Origin of the sequence: Aromatoleum anaerobium (assembly GCF_012910705.2) — a bacterium.
Taxonomy (GTDB): Bacteria; Pseudomonadota; Gammaproteobacteria; order Burkholderiales; family Rhodocyclaceae; genus Aromatoleum; species Aromatoleum anaerobium.
The window spans coordinates 326,879-343,251 of sequence record NZ_WTVG02000040.1 but is presented as its reverse complement, the minus strand read 5'-3'; the positions used below and the strand labels follow the sequence as shown (position 1 = coordinate 343,251).

The window sequence follows — 16,373 nt, the reverse complement described above, 5'->3', positions numbered from 1 at the left end:
AGGTCTGGATTTGCGCCGATGACGAAGACGCGAGCACGGGTGCTGCTGCCCAACCGGGGGCAGATGGAGTTTCGGGCGAGTGACCTGGAGTCACTGCTGCCGGAGGGGCATCGGGCGCGCCTGGTGTGGGCGTACGTCGAGCGGCAAGACCTGTCACGGTTCTACGCCGGGATTCGTGCGGTCGATGGCGGGGTGGGCCGCTCGGCAATCGCGCCGGAGATTTTGCTGGCGCTGTGGTTGTACGCCACGCTCGACGGGGTGGGCAGCGCGCGGGCGGTGTCACGGCTGATCGAATCGCATGACGCCTACCGCTGGTTGTGCGGCGGGGTTCAGGTCAATCACCACACCCTTTCGGACTTTCGCAAGGATCAGGGCGAAGGGCTGGACGAGTTGTTGAGTGTGAGCATCGCCAGCCTGATGGCGGCCGGGGTAGTCAAGCTCAAACAGGTGGCGCAGGACGGGATGCGTGTGCGCGCCAGCGCCGGGGCGGGCTCGTTTCGCCGCAAGGAGAAGCTCGAAGGCTACCTGGAGGCGGCGCGTGCCGAAGTCGCGCGGCTCAAAGCCGAGGTGGAGGCGGACCCGGGAGAGGCCGAACGGGCGCGGGAAGCGGCCCGGCTACGGGCGGCGAAAGAGCGTGAAGCGCGTCTTGAGAAGGCGCTGGCGCGGCTGCCCGAGATCGAAGCGATCAAGCAGCGGCAAGGCAAAAACCCCGACCAGGCGCGCGCGTCGATGACCGATGCCGAAGCGACGGTGATGAAGATGGGCGACGGCGGCTTTCGGCCGGCGTACAACCCGCAACTGGCGAGCGACGCCGACTCGCTGGTGATCGTGGGGGTCGAGGTGGCCACCGTCGGCAGCGACCAAGGGCAGATGGTGCCGATGATCGAGCAGGTCACCGCGCGCTGCGGTCGGCTGCCCGAAGCCTGGCTGGTCGATGGCGGCTACGTCGGACACGAGCAGATCGAGCAGGCGAGCCAAAGCACCGTCGTCTATGGGCCGGTGCCGCAACCCAAGAACAAGGCGGTCGATCCTCACCAGGCGAAGGCCGGCGACAGCGAAGCGGTGGCGGCCTGGCGGCAACGGATGGGCACGGACGAGGCGAAGGTCATTTACAAGCGGCGAGCGGCAACGGCCGAATGCGTCAATGCGCACAGCCGCAACCGCGGCCTGCAGCAGTTCCGGGTGCGGGGTCTGGCGAAGGTCAAGTGTGTGATGCTGATCTTTGCTTTGGCGCACAACCTGATGCGCATGGTCAGCCTCGCACCGGAATTGCTCGGGGTAGGGATAGGTGCGTCTGCCGTTCCCGGAATCGGGGTTTAAGGGGCGAAAAATGGGGAAAAACGTCAAATGAACCGTCGATAGCAGCACAAACGGTGCAAAAACCCTATCGCGCCCAGCAAAACGGCGTTAACCCCGCTCGCGCGTCTAATCGGTCCTGCGAACGAAAGATTCACAAACTCTGAGCAGCAAAAGGCGCATTTCGACGGGTTCTCGGACCATCTGCAGGAGTTCTCGCGCAATAGCGCCAACCAGTTCGAGGCCCTGCGCACGGAGTCGGGAGCCGCCGGCAAGAGCCTGCGCGAAGAGGTCGTGAAACTCATTGGCGCCCTCTCGGACGCCGTGACCAAATCGGTCGCCGAATCCGCCAAGATCCAGGAGAAGCAGCTCGAAGCCTTCGGCACGCAGCTCGCCGTGTTCACCAAGGCCAGCACCGAGCAGCAGGAAGGATTGCGTACCGACCAGGCCGCGGTCGCCAAGGCATTGCGCGAGGAGATGGTGACGACGCTCGAACGGGTCTCATGCGCGATGACCGAGGCGCTTAATGCCCAGCTTAAGCACTTCTCAGACCAGATCACCTCACTCAACACGTCGCTGGGCGAGCGGCTCGACGGCATGCGCACCGAGTCGACAAACGGCGCGAAACTCCTGCGCGAGGAGGTAGCGACAAATCTCAAGGGGATCGCGACGTCGCTCAGCGAGACCATGGGGCAGCTCTCCAGCCTGCAGAAGAGCCAGCTCGAAGCGATGGCAACCGCCATCGACAAGCTCTCGCAGTCGGTCGATGCGAAGCTTGAAGCCGTGCGCACGACGGTGGACGGGAAGCTCAAGAGCATGCAGGAAGACAACGCCAAGCAGATCGAGCAGATGCGGCTGACCGTCGACGAGAAGCTGCAGGGCACGCTCGAGAAGCGCCTGAGCGAGTCCTTCAAGCACGTGAGCGATCGTCTGGAGCTCGTGCACAAGGGGCTCGGTGAGATGCAGACGCTCGCCACTGGGGTGGGCGACCTCAAGAAGGTGCTCACCAACGTGAAGACCCGCGGCACTTGGGGCGAGGTCCAGCTCGGCGCGCTCCTCGAGCAGGTGCTAACGCCTGAGCAGTATGGGAGCAACGTCGCCACCAACGGCGGCAGCGAGCGAGTCGAATTCGCGATCAAGCTGCCGGGCCAGGGTGACAGCAGGGACCAGACGGTGTGGCTGCCGCTCGATGCCAAGTTCCCGGTAGAAGATTACCAGCGTTTGCTCGACGCCCAGGAGCGGGCCGACGTGGAGGCGGTGGAGGCCGCCGGCAAGCAGCTTGAGACGCGCGTGAAGCAGTGCGCCCGCGACATCAGCACGAAGTATCTCAGTCCCCCCGCGACGACCGACTTCGGCATCCTCTTTCTGCCTATCGAGGGCCTCTTCGCCGAGGTGATTCGCCGTCCGGGCCTTACCGAGGCGCTGCAGCGCGACCAGCGCGTGGTGATCGCTGGGCCGACGACTCTCTGGTCGATCCTAAGCAGCCTTCAGATGGGCTTCCGCACCCTTGCGATCCAGAAGCGCTCGAGCGAAGTCTGGAATCTCCTGGGGGCGATCAAGACCGAGTGGGCGAAATACAGCGATGTGCTCGATCTCGTCCAGAAGAAGCTCCACCAGGCGTCTGAAACGATCGATAAGGCGCAGGTGCGCACCCGTGCAGTGTCGCGCAAGCTCCGTGGTGTAGAGGCGCTGCCGGCGGCTGAAGCAGCGGCATTGCTGCCGTTCGAGGTGGCCGGCGGCGAAGATGACCTCGAGGACAGAGAGCCCGACCCTGTTTCCGTTTTAGTGCCAGTGTGAAGTGAAAAATCCGGCTCCGATATTCAAAAAATCGCAGGTGCCGCTACAAGTCGTATTGAACCGGTTTACACCTACTGCTCGCGCCAACTGCTAGGGCGTGTTCACAGTAACCGGATGTAGGCACATGCCAGTTGCAAGAAGGCGTTGAACCGATGAACGAGTTTGTCGTAGCGCGTGGCCAGGCGTCGGAACTGTTTGAGTCGGTTGAAGAACCGCTCAACGAGGTTGCGCGCCTTGTAGCGATGCCAGTCGACGTGTCGTTGGGAAGTCCTGTTTCGCCGAGGCGGAATAATGGCTTGTGCGCCGCTGGCTTCAATGGTCTCGATGAAGGCATCGCTGTCGTACCCCTTGTCGGCGATGACCGCGTCGGTCGCAATGGCTTCGATGAGGGCAGCCGCCTGGGTGACATCGGCAACTTGTCCGCCGGTCAGAATCAGCCGCAAGGGGTTGCCAAGCGCATCGACGCAGGCGTGGATCTTGGTGCTCAGTCCGCCCCGCGAGCGACCGATCGCCTGATCGCCAGCGTTTTTTTGGGCGCGCCGGCCGAATGTTGGTGCGCACGCACGACGGTGGAATCAATGAACAGCTCTTCCAGATCGGCCTCTCCACACAGGGTTTGGGCAACGCGATCCCATACCCCGTACTGCTCCCACCGCGAAAAGCGGACATACACCGAGTGCCACTTGCCCAGTTCCGATGGCAGGTCACGCCAGGGACAGCCGGTTCGGGCGAGGTACAGCACTGCTTCGACAAAGCGACGGTTGTCGGCCGCCCGGCCGCCTTTGTCGGTCGGTTTGCCCGGGAGCAAGTCTGCGATCCGAGCCCACTGCGTATCACTCAACATTCGTCGATCCATGGTCAACATCCAAAATCCCGGATGGAAACACAAATCGGCTACTGTGAACAGGTCCTAAGGCTACGACGGCTGAACGATACACTCCAGCCGTTAGCGACCAAAGCTCGAATGTCCGTTCAGGTTGAGGTGGTGCAAGTGGGTAATCGGTCCGTATGACTGCTCGACTTTGGTTAGCTGCCGTTGGAATGGCGGAGAAGCGAAGGGCAGCTGTGGGTCGAAAGTTCGAGTTCATCGGCCGCGGAAGCCGCCATTGACCGTCAGCAGCGGCTGAACGGCGGTTGTCCGGCACATTGCGGCCCGACTCAGGCTACAAGGCCAACGGCCGTTCAGGCCGATCACTTGCCGGTCACCTGGCACTTCCGAATGGCGGCTCAACCGTTGGAAGCTGACGAACCGAAGCCCGAACGACGAACAGCGGTATCAGTCGTAGAGGGTCGTCGATGGCGCGTCGTCGCGTTCGACCGCCTCGGTGTGCATTACTGGCTCATGGAACGCCGGGCGGGGGCGTCAGGCGAAGGCCTCCGGGTCTTGCATTCATACGGGAATGTCGCGCTGGCCCTGCAGCACACGCCAGACATCAATGTGATCTGGCCGTTCGACATAGAAGACGAGGTAGGGGTAGCGAGACAGCGCCCAAGCGCGCAGATCAGGAAGGTGCAATTCATGCGCATAGCGAGGCGAACCCGTGCTGGGATGGCGACCGATGTGGGTGTAGGCCTGTTCCAATGCGTCGATGAAATCGAGTGCGACCGACGCGGCCCCTCTTCCAGGTAGTAGGCGACCGCGTCGTCAACGTCCTGGTTGGCCTGCTCGCGCGGAACCGCCGGTTTGATCTTCACCCGCGAGAAACACGCTTGGCAGCCTTGCGTACCCGGTCACGTAGCTTTTCGAAGTAAGCGGCATCGGCTGGCGATGCCGGTGCAGAGGCGGCGCCCGCCAGGAGCAAGCCACCCAACCGCTGGCGGTCCTGATCCTTGCGGATCAATTCGCGCACGTACTCGCTGCTGGTGCCGTAGCCACGCTCGCTGACTTGGGAATCCACGAAGGCCTTCAGACTGTCGGGCAAGGAAATGTTCATCGTGCTCATGGCTTCAGCCTTAAGTGGCTTGGCAAAATTTGGCAAGAATCAGGTTGCCGGGCCTCCATGCCTCTTGGGCTGCCGCTTCGCAGGGATGCTGATGACGACATTGGATTGAAGAGGTGAGCTCGCGAGAGGAAAGAACCACGGTCCGGCTTGATGTTAGGCCTATGGCCGGTAACCCATCTAGACCGACCGCCTCACGGCCCTGGATTCAGCGGCCGTTCGGGCGGGCTTCTCGATCCTCGGGCGAAGCCCCCGACAGCGGCCCGCGCGCGCAGTCCCTCGATCTCACCGGCCGTCTGCGCAAGCCGGGTAGCCAGGTCGCGGGCTTCCGTGCGAATCGTCAAAAGGTCCGACTCGAGCTGCACGTTGCGCTGCTTCTGTTCTCGGAGTTCGCGCTCGAGGCCGGCCACCGCATGTGCGTGCCGCTCCTGCGTATCGGTCAGGCGGTCGGTGAGGCCCGCGGCCTTTGCCTCGGCGGTCGCGGCCAAGCGTTCGGCATCGGTGCGGGCGGTGCGCTCGGTATCGACCGCGCGTCGAAGCCGCATGTTCTCCTGCTCGAGGACGGGCAGGTTCTCGAGCCGCACGTGCGCCTTGGGGAACTCGGTGCGGGCGGCTTCGGCAGCTCGACGCGCTTCGGCAGCTTCGTTCCGGGCGCAAGCGAGATCGACGTCCAGTTGCTCGATCTTGCCGGTGAGGGCGGCATTTTCTCCGCGCAGATTCGCCAAGGACTCGTCCAACCCCTGGATCTGGCCGGCCAGGCGCTCGTTCTCGGCGGCGAGGTCGTTCGCCGCCGTCTGGGTATCAGACAGCCTGGCTTCGAGAGCCGCCCGGGCGGTGGTCAGTTCCTGGGCAAAGAAATCCAGCATTGCGCGCTGCAGCGGCGGGGGAAGGGCGAGGATACGCTCGGGCTGAGCCTGACCGGCCTCCCACTGTTGGAACAGTTTGTGGATCGTACCGAGGCTGCCGGGTGCCATGGCGCTCGCGGATCTGGCGCGGATTCGGTCTTCCGCCACCGGCTTTGATGCTGTCAGCGATCGCCGCCACTTGATCGTAGGTAATGGTGGCTTCCCGGGGCATATCCGCTCCTTCGTGGAACGTTACGGTACGATTTAACCGTACGATACGTTACGCAAAGTGCAAGGTAGTTTTTCGCTTGCTCGGCTCGACGGTGGCACGGCGCGGGAGGTCCGCCGGATCGCCAGCGTTCTCGACGCGTAACGCGCGCGGCTCGCAGCGGATCAAAACGACGTTGATATGCCTCAAACCTGAGCGGCCACCGGAACCGGCGAGTGGGGTACGACGCGCTCGATCGGTGACGCCCGGGGCGCCGTACTGCGCCCGGGATCCGTGGGCGTGGGAAAAACGCCTCCAGAGCCCAATAAGAGGCGCCTGGGTAGTACGGGTCGTCGTGCCTCTTAAAAACCGCTCTGCGACCGCGTAAAGGGTCTTGGCGGCGATTTATTCCTTCGGCAGTCCTGCCGCCTTCGAAGATTGCAGACCGACATGCCGGCGGTCAGCGTTGGCAAAGCGCCCGGGGGGCGGTTTCCACAGAAACCCGGCTGAGGCGGCGACCCGCTTGCGGGGCGCGGCCGATTTGTCCGGGTCTTGGCGCCCGCAGGGTGGGCCGCTTGCGGCCCAGGTCGGGACGGCCGCGTGCGGACGTCACGAGCCGCCTAGACCGCCCCTCCTCGCCTGCGTGGGGAAGGGGGCTTTCCGCCCAGGATGGATCATCATCGACATCGCTCGTTGCGCTACCGCCGACCGCCCTCTGATCGCCGCGGCCGCGTCCGAAAGCGACTTATCCACGGCTGCGCCGAGTCTAATACAGGTATACATACAGGAAATACGTTTATATAGAGGGGGTGTCGAGGCGGGAGTTGTTCAGCGTGGATAAGTCGCCGAAGTGAAGATAAGTAACTGTTTAAAAAGAAAAATCAAGGCGGGAGTTCTTCAGCGTGGATAACTTGTGTTATCCACAGGCTTATCCACAGCTTGTCCGACGGGAAGTAAGCGGGAAATTCTTCTCTGTTCGCAGACGGGAGTTCTTCGGCGCGAGACGCTGTCGGGCAATCGAGCGGGGGTTGGCGGGAGGCGGGCGGAGTTCTTCAGCGCCCTAGAAGAGATCGTGCTGAGTCGGCGGCAGCAGCGATTGAGGGCGCGACGGCAACAGCACGACCCCTGCATCGTCCACCTCGATCCGGGCCTGCGAATAGACGACAAGGACGAGCTTCAAGGCCTTGAGAAAGGCTTTCCTGAAGTCGCGCACCGCCTGGGCGGTCTCCGTCCCGTAGTCCGACCCGAACTGCATCATCAGTGCTTCCCACCGGATCGGGCGGGTGCGGCGATGGGTGTAGCTCATCCGGTAGGTCAGCCAGGTATAGACGTCCATGGCGAGAGGCGAGCCGCGCAACGCCTTGTAGGCGCGCAGGTCGATCGGCACGGGATTGTCGAGGCATTCGCGGAAGAAGCCGTTGCTGAGCCGCACCTGGGACTTCCATCGGCCGGCCTCTTCGGCGTGCTGGGGCGTCCAGAGGCCGGTGAGCTCGGCATCGTCGAGTTGCAGCTCGTCCGCAATGAGCACGTTTCGCAGCACGAAGCCGCGCTGCTGCTGCGTGCCGGTGTAGTGCGCGGTGATCAGCGAGCCGAACAGCCGCTTCATCTGCTCGGCGACCCTGCTGCCGCTGCCCCGCGGGCCGCCGCCGTTGCTGCGTAAGTCCATCACGTCGCGGACGAAGGTGTGCAGGCAGTCGCCGAGCTGGATCACCGGTGAGCGGGTTCGGACGGCCTCGGTCGACACCCAGGACGTGAGCAGGCGCGGATAGATGCCGTAGGGGATGCCGCCTTCGTAGCCCGCGACGATACGCAGACGAAAGTCCCCGTTCTGGCGCTTGAAGACATCTGATTTAGGATCCTTGTAGGGCATCGTGGCGATGACAAGCGCGCGCGCCATGAACCCCAGCGACCCGGCGCTTTGTGCGTCCTCCGCCTCGATGGCGAGGTGGGCGTCGATGATTTCGCGCACCCATCCGGGAATCGGTTGCCCCGCTCTGAAATTCAGGGTGAGCTGGCTCGATTTCGTCGCGGACATCGACGGATTCCTCCAGTGGCTTCCAACCCCCGGCCTTGCCGCCGCAGCGGATCGGAATCTCTTTGCGAAAAGCGCCCCGACAGCGCTTTTCGGGCAAGCTTCAGGTCGGCGCTTCCGGGCGAGGCGGTGGGATGCGCATGAGCCGGGAAGGGGGGCCCGGAATCCGCTTTGAGGCGAGGATCAAGGAGTCGGCCTCCACCCAGTCCTCGCAGAACGCAAGGAACTCGGAATCCGCTTCCTCTGGGCGCACGACAGTCGGGGTAGAGGGGGCACATCGGAGCCACCGGACTTTCCGCAGGGCTCCGGCGCGCCCGACGATCTCCACCCATCCGTACTCCGCGTGGATCGCCAGCTCGCCTGGCCGCAGGCGGGCAGGGTGGGTGCTGAGGTGCACGACGTTCGTCATAGTCATCTCCGTCCTGTTCACGAAGGTGTATGGCGGTCGGATCGGCTCGGGAGGCATGGCGCGGGGGGCGCGTGAGACGTCCGATCGATGAGGGTATGTCAGGCCGAGAAAAGCGAGGGGTGGTCGAGCGAGGCAGCGCGGGAAACACGGCGTGAAGCGACCCGGGGGGCCTGGCGACGAGGCTGAGCGAGGGCCGTGATCGATCGCCGGTCGATCGCCGGTCGATCGGATGCCGCACTATCGATGATCGGGGCGGACATTTCAAGCGGCCCTTGCGCGACCGAAGCTTGGCGGCGGATTCGGGCCGCGCCTCGCTGCGCCAGCCAGCGCCGCCGGGGCCTCTGCCGCCGGTTCGCCGTCCAGTCATCCCCTTGCGCTGTGGCCCTTGACGGTGGCGTTGCAGCGGCGTAAGAATGTTCGTCATGTCCAGCCAATCGGCTGTGCAGCGTCCGGTCAGCCCCTGTAACCGGAACGGCCTTCGGGCCCGGGGTCTCGTCAGCGTCACCCACTCGATCGGGAAGATCTCACTTCCCGATGCCGGGCGTGTGATCTCCCGATTTTTTCGTCAGGAGATCACCATGTCCCATTCAGCTCACTCCGAAGCCGCTCCTCCCGAGAAGGCGTATTTCGATCTGCACACGCAGGGATGCGGCTATCTGTCTCGCATCCGGTGGGTGAATCCGCGCAAGGGCGCAGGTCGTCAGGGCAAGCCGTTTCTCGCGTGCGCGATCAATGCGCTGCACGGCGACACGACGGACCCGTGCTACAGCTATTTCGACGTGCGCGTCACCGATGACGCCTGCCTCGAGCTGGTGCAGTCGCTGCAGCAGGACGTGGAGGCCGGCCGCAAGGTCTTCGTTGCGTTCAAAATCGGGGACATCTATCCCCATTCCTACACGGCCGAGGTCAAGGACAAGGCCACCGGCCAGGTGCAACAGGAGGCGCGCGCGATCATCAAGGGGCGTCTCTTCCTCGTGACGCATGTCAAGGTGGATGGCGAGACGCGCTATGAGCGTCCGCCTCAACAGGTGGAGCAACGCAACGGTACTCAGGGTTGAGATTCGCCCCGGCTACGCCGTCCCACTTCGAGAGCCCAGCAGTGACGGGCTCTTCCTCGAGCCACGGGCTGGAGAAAGCGCCTTTCCGAGCTTCCACCGTTTTGCACGTTTCGGCAAAAACGTGCGCTGCGCGACCTGTCAGCCCCTGAAACAGGTACGGCCTTCGGCCTGGGGCTTTCTCACGTGGGGTTTGCCTGTCAGCACCCTCGCGCCGGTCCGGAAAACCGACGTGTCGTCGAAGCCGGGCCCGCCAACGAAAGTTGGCGGACCTCTTTTCTCGTGGGCTGAGCCACTCAACTTCACTTCTTTCACCCGTCGGGGCGTCGTCCCGAAGGGGGAGACCTCCGATCGCAACCCCATGGAGGTCGAACTCATGAGCGTTACCGTCGAAGGATCCTTGCTCATCAAGCGCATCCAGAGCGCCCACGGCCCATGCCGTGTCGGTGACCGGCTGACGGAGAGCGACGAAGCGGTCCCGACGGACGCGCAGCGGTCTGCCGCATCACTCGAATCGCCGGATCTGCAGTTGTTCGGCGACCAACTCCATGCCTTGGTCGCCGCCCGACAGCCGGTGAAGCTCGATCCGGCCATTGACGACCGCTGGCGCTTCAGGGAACAGCGAAACCGCCTGAAATCCGATCTCGATTACGCCTTCGTTCCCGAGGAACAGATCTGGTACCCGCAGGAATCGGAACGCTACCAGGCCTATCTGGCCGACAAGGCCGAACGTTGATGCTTCCCCGCGCGGGCGGCCGCTGCCGCGCACCGCCCGCTTGCGGGCTTTCCGAATCCGCCGAACGAATGCGGGATGGGTTCGGAAAGCCCGTCGGGGCGTGATCGATAACTGGGCAGCAACACGCCCGATGTGTTGCGGCGTTTGCGCGGGCAGCTTCGCCTGCGTGCCCTTTGCATCGGCACCCGCGCCTTCCATTGGGGTGTCTCGCACCGGTCCGACTTAGGTCCAGCGTTTGCCGCCGGGCCGACCGGTGCGACGAAGGTATCGTCCAACCTCGCATTCAAAGCGGAACCCGCGGGTTCCCAGAGTCAGCTTGCAATCAGGCCGCCTCTGGGAGTCCGTTCATGCATTCCTGTGGTCGGCGAATGCCGTCCCGGCAAGCCTGTCAGTCCCTGCAACAGGCAGGAGCGTTCGCTCCGGGACACCTTTTTCCACCCCCGCGGGTCGTCGTCGGCCCGCGCCGCCCGATGCAACCGCGATTTCCTCACGGAGGCCTCAGGGCCCTGATCTTCCCGCGCCCCGCGCGCAACGTCATCAAGAACGGGTACGTTCCCACCGACCAGGCGACCTGGGAACCCATCATCGGTGCCCTCGATATTGCGGGGGACAACCTGCGTATCTTCGATCCCTGCTGTGAAGCATGCGCCTTGCAGACGCTCAAGGGCGCCGCGGTCGAGTGTGGTGCCGCCCGAGTTGAGCGAGAACGCCGACGGCCCCGCGAACGAGAGGGTCATCCTCATCGACCGCTCCGCGCCGGGGGTCCGCGGCATTGAGTTCACCCCGCGGTCCAGTCTCGGGGCCGTCGTCACCATTCAGTGAAGAGCGGGGCGCGGCCCGGCTTCACCTCTGCTGCGGAACTCCTTGCGCCCTCGCTGACGGGTGGCTATGCCCGCCCGACCTTTCTCCGCAATGCAACCCGATGGGGGTCATCCCTTCGGGCTATCTCCTTCCGTTGCCCGCGTAGCCACCTATCATTTCAGGAGACTTGTCATGGATCATGATCTTATATGGGTACTCGTGCGAGAAGTCGATGTGCTTGCTTCGGCCGGAACTCAGCCGCCGCGTTGCGCGCTCGCCCAAGCCCAATGGAGAGCCGAGTGCTCAGACTATCTGCGTACGCGCTTGATGTGTCATGCCGGCGCGCTCGCCACGTCGGAGGTGATATGGCCGCTGGCATGTCGCGCGCGTGAGGAGCCGGACGCGTTCCGGGCCATCATCCAACGGCTGCGAACCACCTTCAACCACGCGCTCGCGAGCGTGCTGAATCGCTTGTGCGAGTTGCTTCCCGAGGCCGGCGCCGAGCAGATGGAGATTCCGCTCGGCGCCGACGGCGACATCGACTGGCAGGAAGCCCTCTTTGCCCTGGCATCCGTGCTCCTCACTTACCTGGCCGACCGGTTGGTGGAAAGGGGCGATCACGGGGAGGGGGCGCATCCGGTGCTCTTTGCTGCCGACGCCGTCCATGACGCTCTCGCCGAGCTGGCGACGTTGCTCTCCGACCGGCTGACCGAGCAGTCGGTGTTCTTCGACGCTGGCGCGTACTCGGTCCGCATGCCGAATGACTCAAGCCTGAAATCAGCGCTTGCCGCCGGCGAACAACTCCTCCTGTTGCCGGTGCGACGCGTCGGGGCGTAGCGCTTCGCGGCGCTGGCATCGCCACCCCTTTCTCCAACCGCGCCCATCGGGTTCCGCCCCGTATGGGGCGGGCCAGTGGGCCTGACCGGAGTTTCGTCATGATCATCCGGCAGATGGAATTCGATCGGGAAGCTCAATTCGCGCCGGCCGTCACACGTCCGGCGCCCGCGACCCTCGCGCTGTCCCACTTCGTCGACGGATTCGGAGACAGCCTGCTCGAGGCCGTCCGCCGCCAGAACCCGCCGGTCTACGACGGTAAGCCCGATCCTCATCGGCATGCACGGATGGATCGGCTCGCCCGCCAGCCCTTTCCGGCCCAGCGCGAGGCCGTCGGCGCATCGATCGGCCGCATGAGAATCGAGCGACTCAATGATGCCGTTTGGCGAGAGCAGGGCTCCCTCGCGCAACTATGCCTCGATCTCCGCTTTCGACATCGTTCCGGTCCGTAGCCGGTGTGCGAGCGTAATCCTACAAGGCGCCATGGACATCAGTCAGGGATTAGAAGTACCCTCTTGCCAGTGATGCACAGGTGAGGCCACATTTGGCCAGGAGGTGTGTTTTGAAACTCCTCACGCTTCGGGAGGTGGCTGACGCGCTCCAAGTCTCGGAGAGGACGATCCGCCGCCTCGTCAACCGGGGAGATCTTGCTGGGTTCAGGGTAGGTGATCGAGGTCAGGTCCGCGTGAAGTGTGAGGACCTTGAGGCTTACCTCGAAAGGCAGCGAGTACACGCCGACGGCCAGACGGGCGCGCATCACCAGGAGGTTGACGAATGAAGAATTCAGAGGAACAGGATTTCTCGATCGTTGCGGTCGACAAGTTCATCCATGCCACTCGTGATTCTGGCTATAAGGGTACGGCTAGTGCTGTCGCGGAACTTGTAGACAACTCGCTGCAGGCGGGGGCGACTGTCATTAAGTTGTCGATCTCTGCTTCCGATGAGGACAGCCAGTATCCGATCATCCTCACCGCGATCGATAACGGCTCCGGCATGGACCAGCATACGCTTCGGACGGCTCTTCGATTCGGCGGTAGCACCCGCTTCAATCGCAGAGATGGTCTGGGGCGCTACGGAATGGGCCTACCGAACAGTTCGTTGAGCCAGGCGCAGCGCGTGACTGTCCACACCTGGCGTTCGTCTGGCGGGCCGGTGCTTTGCTCCTATCTGGATCTCGATGAGATCGCATCGGGAGAACTGACGGCGGTCCCTGTTCCGCGCGGTGTAAGCAAGCCCAGTTTCATTAACGGCTATGGCTCTGGCACCGCGGTGACTTGGTCGCGCTGCGACCGTCTCGATAACCGCCGCATCTCGACCCTCGCGCGGAAGTTGCTGCTCTCGCTTGGGCTGCGCTTCCGTCACTTTCTTTGGGACGGCGTCACCATCACGGTGAACGGCGACCCAGTCCAACCCATCGACCCGCTCTTCCTCCACCCTCAGGCACTGTTCAAGGGGGCCACGGAGCACGCCTCGTTCGAGCGAGAGATCGCGGTGAATTCCGGCGACCACAGCGTAACCGGCATCGTCCGGGTGACGTTCTCCGAACTCCCGGTCGCCGAGTGGTCGAGGCTCAGCAACCATGAGAAGCGTGAGCGAGGCATCGCGAAGGGTGCTGGGGTGTCGATCGTCCGGAGAGGCCGCGAGGTCGACTACGGGTGGTTCTTCCTCGGCGGCAAGCGCCGCGAGAACTACGACGACTGGTGGCGCTGCGAGATCCAGTTCGATCCCGTACTCGATGAGGCGTTCGGCATCACCCACACGAAGCAGCAGATCCGCCCTCGGCCGCACCTCATCGAGGCGCTCACCGGTGACATGGAGAGCACTGCGCGCGCGCTCAACAGCCGCGCGCGCAAGGCCCACTTCAGCGTCAAGATCGCAGAGCGCTTTTCGTCCTCGGAGGATCGCGCGACCGAGAAGGACGACCTGCTCACGCCGCTCCCGCCGAAGCCCCGGCCCCGCGACAAGTTGGTCCTCGAGTCGCTGCAGAAGGAACTGACCCGACCGCCTCACACCGAGCGCGAGCAGGACGAGGGCGTAGAGTACCGAATCGTCCCAAAGGCGTTGAGCGACACGTGTTTCTTCAACTACGCGCGCGCCGAGGGGAAACTCGTGCTCGTCCTCAACCCCGACCACCCGTTCTACAAACTCGTCTACAAGCCGCTGCTCGAGTCGGAGGACCAACGCGACGTTGCCCTGCGGACGAGCATCGACCTGCTCCTCCTCGCCGCGGCGCGCGCCGAGGCGCTGATCGAGGGGAAGGACGCGTTGAAGGTTGCGGAGCAACTCCGTGCCGACTGGAGCGACACCCTGGCAACCTTCCTGAACGAGTGATGGATGAGTCGGCAGGCACATAATAGCTGGGTGGTCCTCTCTCCTCCGTTCGCGGAGCGGAGCCTTGCGCGGTGCGTCTTCCGGGAGCACGCGCAGCGGCTCGCGGTCCTGGTCGAGCAGGACGCCGATGACGCCACGATGGGAGGCGCGTTGGAGGCCGCGCGTGGCGACGTGCCGAAGGAGGAGCGGTCTACGAAGCTGACAGCCGCGCTGTCGCTGCTCACCGACCTCGCGCGGCAGCGGTGGCTGGTGCGGGTGACCGACGCAGGCGAAGTGGAGGTCCAGCGCCCGGCGGGCGAGCGCCTCGACCCTCGTCGCGAGAAGGCGCGGCTCCGCAGCCAAGAACTCGTGAAGCGGAATGAGCAACTCCGCGAGCCGGCGACTAGGAAGTTCATCGAGAGCGTGGTGAGCCCAAGGGGGCAGCAGTTGTCCGTCTACAGCCTGCTTCGGGATGGGCGGGAACTCGCCGCGTCGTTGCGGAAAGCACGCGCGCTGCCAAGCGAGGAACGCCCCGCCGCGCTCAGGTGGGTTATCGATCCGTACCTGCAGTTCGTCGAGGGTGACGAGCGCTGCGAGCACACGCGCCTCCGGCTGCAGGACATCTGGCGCTACTTTCGACACACGTGGACGAATCAGTACGTGAGCACACCTGGGCGCACGATGGCCTTCCTCGTGCGAGACAGGTCGCAATCCAACCACCCTGTCATCGGGATCGGCGCACTTGGGAGCCCCATCGTGCAGATCCGAGAGCGGGACGCCTGGCTCGGGTGGCATCCCGAGGCGTTCATGGACTTCGTGACGGAGTCCCCGTCAGCCAAACTCGGCGTGTGGCTGAACAAGACGATCGACACCGCGATCGGTGAACTCTTCGTCGCTGATCTCTACGCTGAGGAGTTGCTCACCGCCCGGGACCTACACGCACCAAGCGTGGAGGTGATCGACAGGCTGATTGCTTACGGTGAGGACCAGCGCGAGAAGCACCACCGCTTCGCCAACTCACCGGAGATGAAGCGTGACCTCCGGCGTGAGCGGAGCGGCGACAGCACGGAACACTGGCGCGCCCGCGCCGAATCACACCTCTACAAGAGCAAGCGCGCGCTCACGCTCGCCGACATGCTGCGCTCAAGGATGGTGCTGCAGCGGTACCTCAGTGGCTCCCCAAGCGTCGAGGCGGTTCGCCGGCTCCTTGCCAACTCAGACGGTGTGCGGATGGTCAAGAAGGTGCTCCGCAAGGCAAGGGCGGACCGGGTAGGCATCGCGATGGCGGACATCACTGTGTGCGGTGCGGTAGCGCCCTACAGCCCGCTCCTCGGAGGCAAGCTGGTGTCGATGCTCGCGGCGAGCCCAGAGGTCGTCGACGCCTACCAGCGGAAGTATCTGGAGCAAGAGAGCGAGATCGCGTCATCGATGGCGGGGCGCCCGATCGTCCGCCCCTCGGAGTTGGTGTTCCTCGGGACCACCTCGCTCTATGGCATCGGCTCGAGCCAGTACAACAGGCTCCGGATGTCCGCGGAGCGGCTCGGCGGGCGCCCTGGCGAGCGCCTCGAATACGTCGAGATCGGGAGGTCGGAGGCCTTCGGCACGTCCCACTTCACGACGAGCACCGTCGATGCCTTGGTGAAGCTGGTCCAGCAGTCCAGCAACGGGCAGCGCGTCAACAGCATCTTCGGCGAGGGGGTGAGCCCGAAGCTCAGGAAACTCCGAGACGGGCTCGACCAGTTGAACCTCCCGACCGACGCTCTGCTGCAGCACGGTCGCGCGCGGATCGTCTATGGGGTCGCACTCGCGCGTAACCTCCGCGAGTACCTGCTCGGGATGGACGGGGTGCCTGACTACATCTTCACGCTGGACGATCCAAGGGCCGGCACTGAGGCGATCTCCGCTTGGTGGATGGAGCGGTGGCTCTCTCGCCGCATCGAGTCGGACGACGTCCTCGACGAGGTCGCGCGACACACGTCCGTGCGGGACGGCAGGTATCTCCTGCACGGCGCGTGCGTGCGGCCGCCCGCGGCTGAGGAGGTTCAGCCGACGCTCTTCGATGATCTGGTGTACTGAGCGAGGGGGGATTGGTGGCTGACGAAGGTCAAAG

The 16,373-nt window shown here is 64.2% G+C and carries 13 protein-coding genes and 1 pseudogene; 9 read left to right on the top strand and 5 right to left on the bottom strand.

The window, feature by feature from the left end; genetic code table 11:
- The first annotated feature begins 18 nt into the window (after positions 1-18).
- Positions 19-1,320, top strand: coding sequence for an IS1182 family transposase (locus tag GO606_RS17115; protein ID WP_169120921.1), 1,302 nt, complete (start codon positions 19-21; stop codon positions 1,318-1,320).
- Positions 1,321-1,590: 270 nt separating this feature from the next.
- Positions 1,591-3,093 (top strand): DNA recombination protein RmuC, encoded by a 1,503-nt coding sequence (locus GO606_RS17110; protein ID WP_246979691.1) that lies wholly within the window; start codon positions 1,591-1,593, stop codon positions 3,091-3,093.
- A 101-nt stretch (positions 3,094-3,194) separates the two neighbouring features.
- Here GO606_RS17110 and GO606_RS17105 read toward each other — a convergent pair.
- The 5 genes and pseudogenes from GO606_RS17105 to GO606_RS17085 form a co-directional block, all read right to left on the bottom strand.
- A pseudogene (locus tag GO606_RS17105) lies at positions 3,195-3,937 on the bottom strand (IS5 family transposase).
- Positions 3,938-4,483: 546 nt separating this feature from the next.
- On the bottom strand, positions 4,484-4,675 hold the full coding sequence (locus GO606_RS17100; RefSeq protein ID WP_246979689.1) for a type II toxin-antitoxin system RelE/ParE family toxin: 192 nt from the start codon (positions 4,673-4,675) through the stop codon (positions 4,484-4,486).
- A 109-nt stretch (positions 4,676-4,784) separates the two neighbouring features.
- Positions 4,785-5,036, bottom strand: coding sequence for a ribbon-helix-helix domain-containing protein (locus tag GO606_RS17095; protein WP_169120663.1), 252 nt, complete (start codon positions 5,034-5,036; stop codon positions 4,785-4,787).
- 191 nt (positions 5,037-5,227) lie between these two features.
- Positions 5,228-6,007, bottom strand: a complete 780-nt coding sequence (locus tag GO606_RS17090; RefSeq protein WP_169120664.1) for a DNA-binding protein — start codon at positions 6,005-6,007, stop codon at positions 5,228-5,230.
- Positions 6,008-7,146: 1,139 nt separating this feature from the next.
- Positions 7,147-8,121, bottom strand: a complete 975-nt coding sequence (locus GO606_RS17085) for a replication protein RepA (protein WP_169119283.1) — start codon at positions 8,119-8,121, stop codon at positions 7,147-7,149.
- Between the two features lie 984 nt (positions 8,122-9,105).
- On the opposite strand from GO606_RS17085, the gene GO606_RS17080 reads away from it, so the two are divergent.
- The 7 genes from GO606_RS17080 to GO606_RS17050 all read left to right on the top strand — a co-directional run bounded on the left by GO606_RS17080 (position 9,106) and on the right by GO606_RS17050 (position 16,339).
- The gene (locus GO606_RS17080) at positions 9,106-9,585 is read left to right on the top strand and encodes a DUF3577 domain-containing protein (RefSeq protein ID WP_169119282.1); all 480 of its coding nucleotides are present in this window, start codon (positions 9,106-9,108) and stop codon (positions 9,583-9,585) included.
- Positions 9,536-10,318: a hypothetical protein gene (locus GO606_RS17075; RefSeq protein WP_169119281.1), complete on the top strand. Its 783-nt coding sequence runs from the start codon at positions 9,536-9,538 to the stop codon at positions 10,316-10,318. The genes GO606_RS17080 and GO606_RS17075 overlap by 50 nt, the downstream gene beginning before the upstream one ends.
- 993 nt (positions 10,319-11,311) lie before the next feature.
- A complete protein-coding gene (locus GO606_RS17070; protein WP_169119280.1) occupies positions 11,312-11,956 on the top strand; it encodes a hypothetical protein in 645 nt (214 codons plus the stop codon).
- Positions 11,957-12,054: 98 nt separating this feature from the next.
- Positions 12,055-12,405, top strand: coding sequence for a hypothetical protein (locus GO606_RS17065; RefSeq protein WP_169119279.1), 351 nt, complete (start codon positions 12,055-12,057; stop codon positions 12,403-12,405).
- Positions 12,406-12,515: 110 nt separating this feature from the next.
- Complete coding sequence (locus tag GO606_RS17060; protein WP_211166712.1) at positions 12,516-12,731, top strand: helix-turn-helix domain-containing protein; 216 nt, start codon at positions 12,516-12,518, stop codon at positions 12,729-12,731.
- Positions 12,728-14,284 carry an ATP-binding protein gene (locus GO606_RS17055; protein ID WP_169119277.1) on the top strand — a complete coding sequence of 519 codons (1,557 nt, stop codon included), beginning with the start codon at positions 12,728-12,730 and terminating at the stop codon, positions 14,282-14,284. The genes GO606_RS17060 and GO606_RS17055 overlap by 4 nt, the downstream gene beginning before the upstream one ends.
- Positions 14,285-14,287: 3 nt before the next feature.
- A complete protein-coding gene (locus GO606_RS17050) occupies positions 14,288-16,339 on the top strand; it encodes a Druantia anti-phage system protein DruA (RefSeq protein WP_169119276.1) in 2,052 nt (683 codons plus the stop codon).
- Positions 16,340-16,373: the final 34 nt, after the last annotated feature.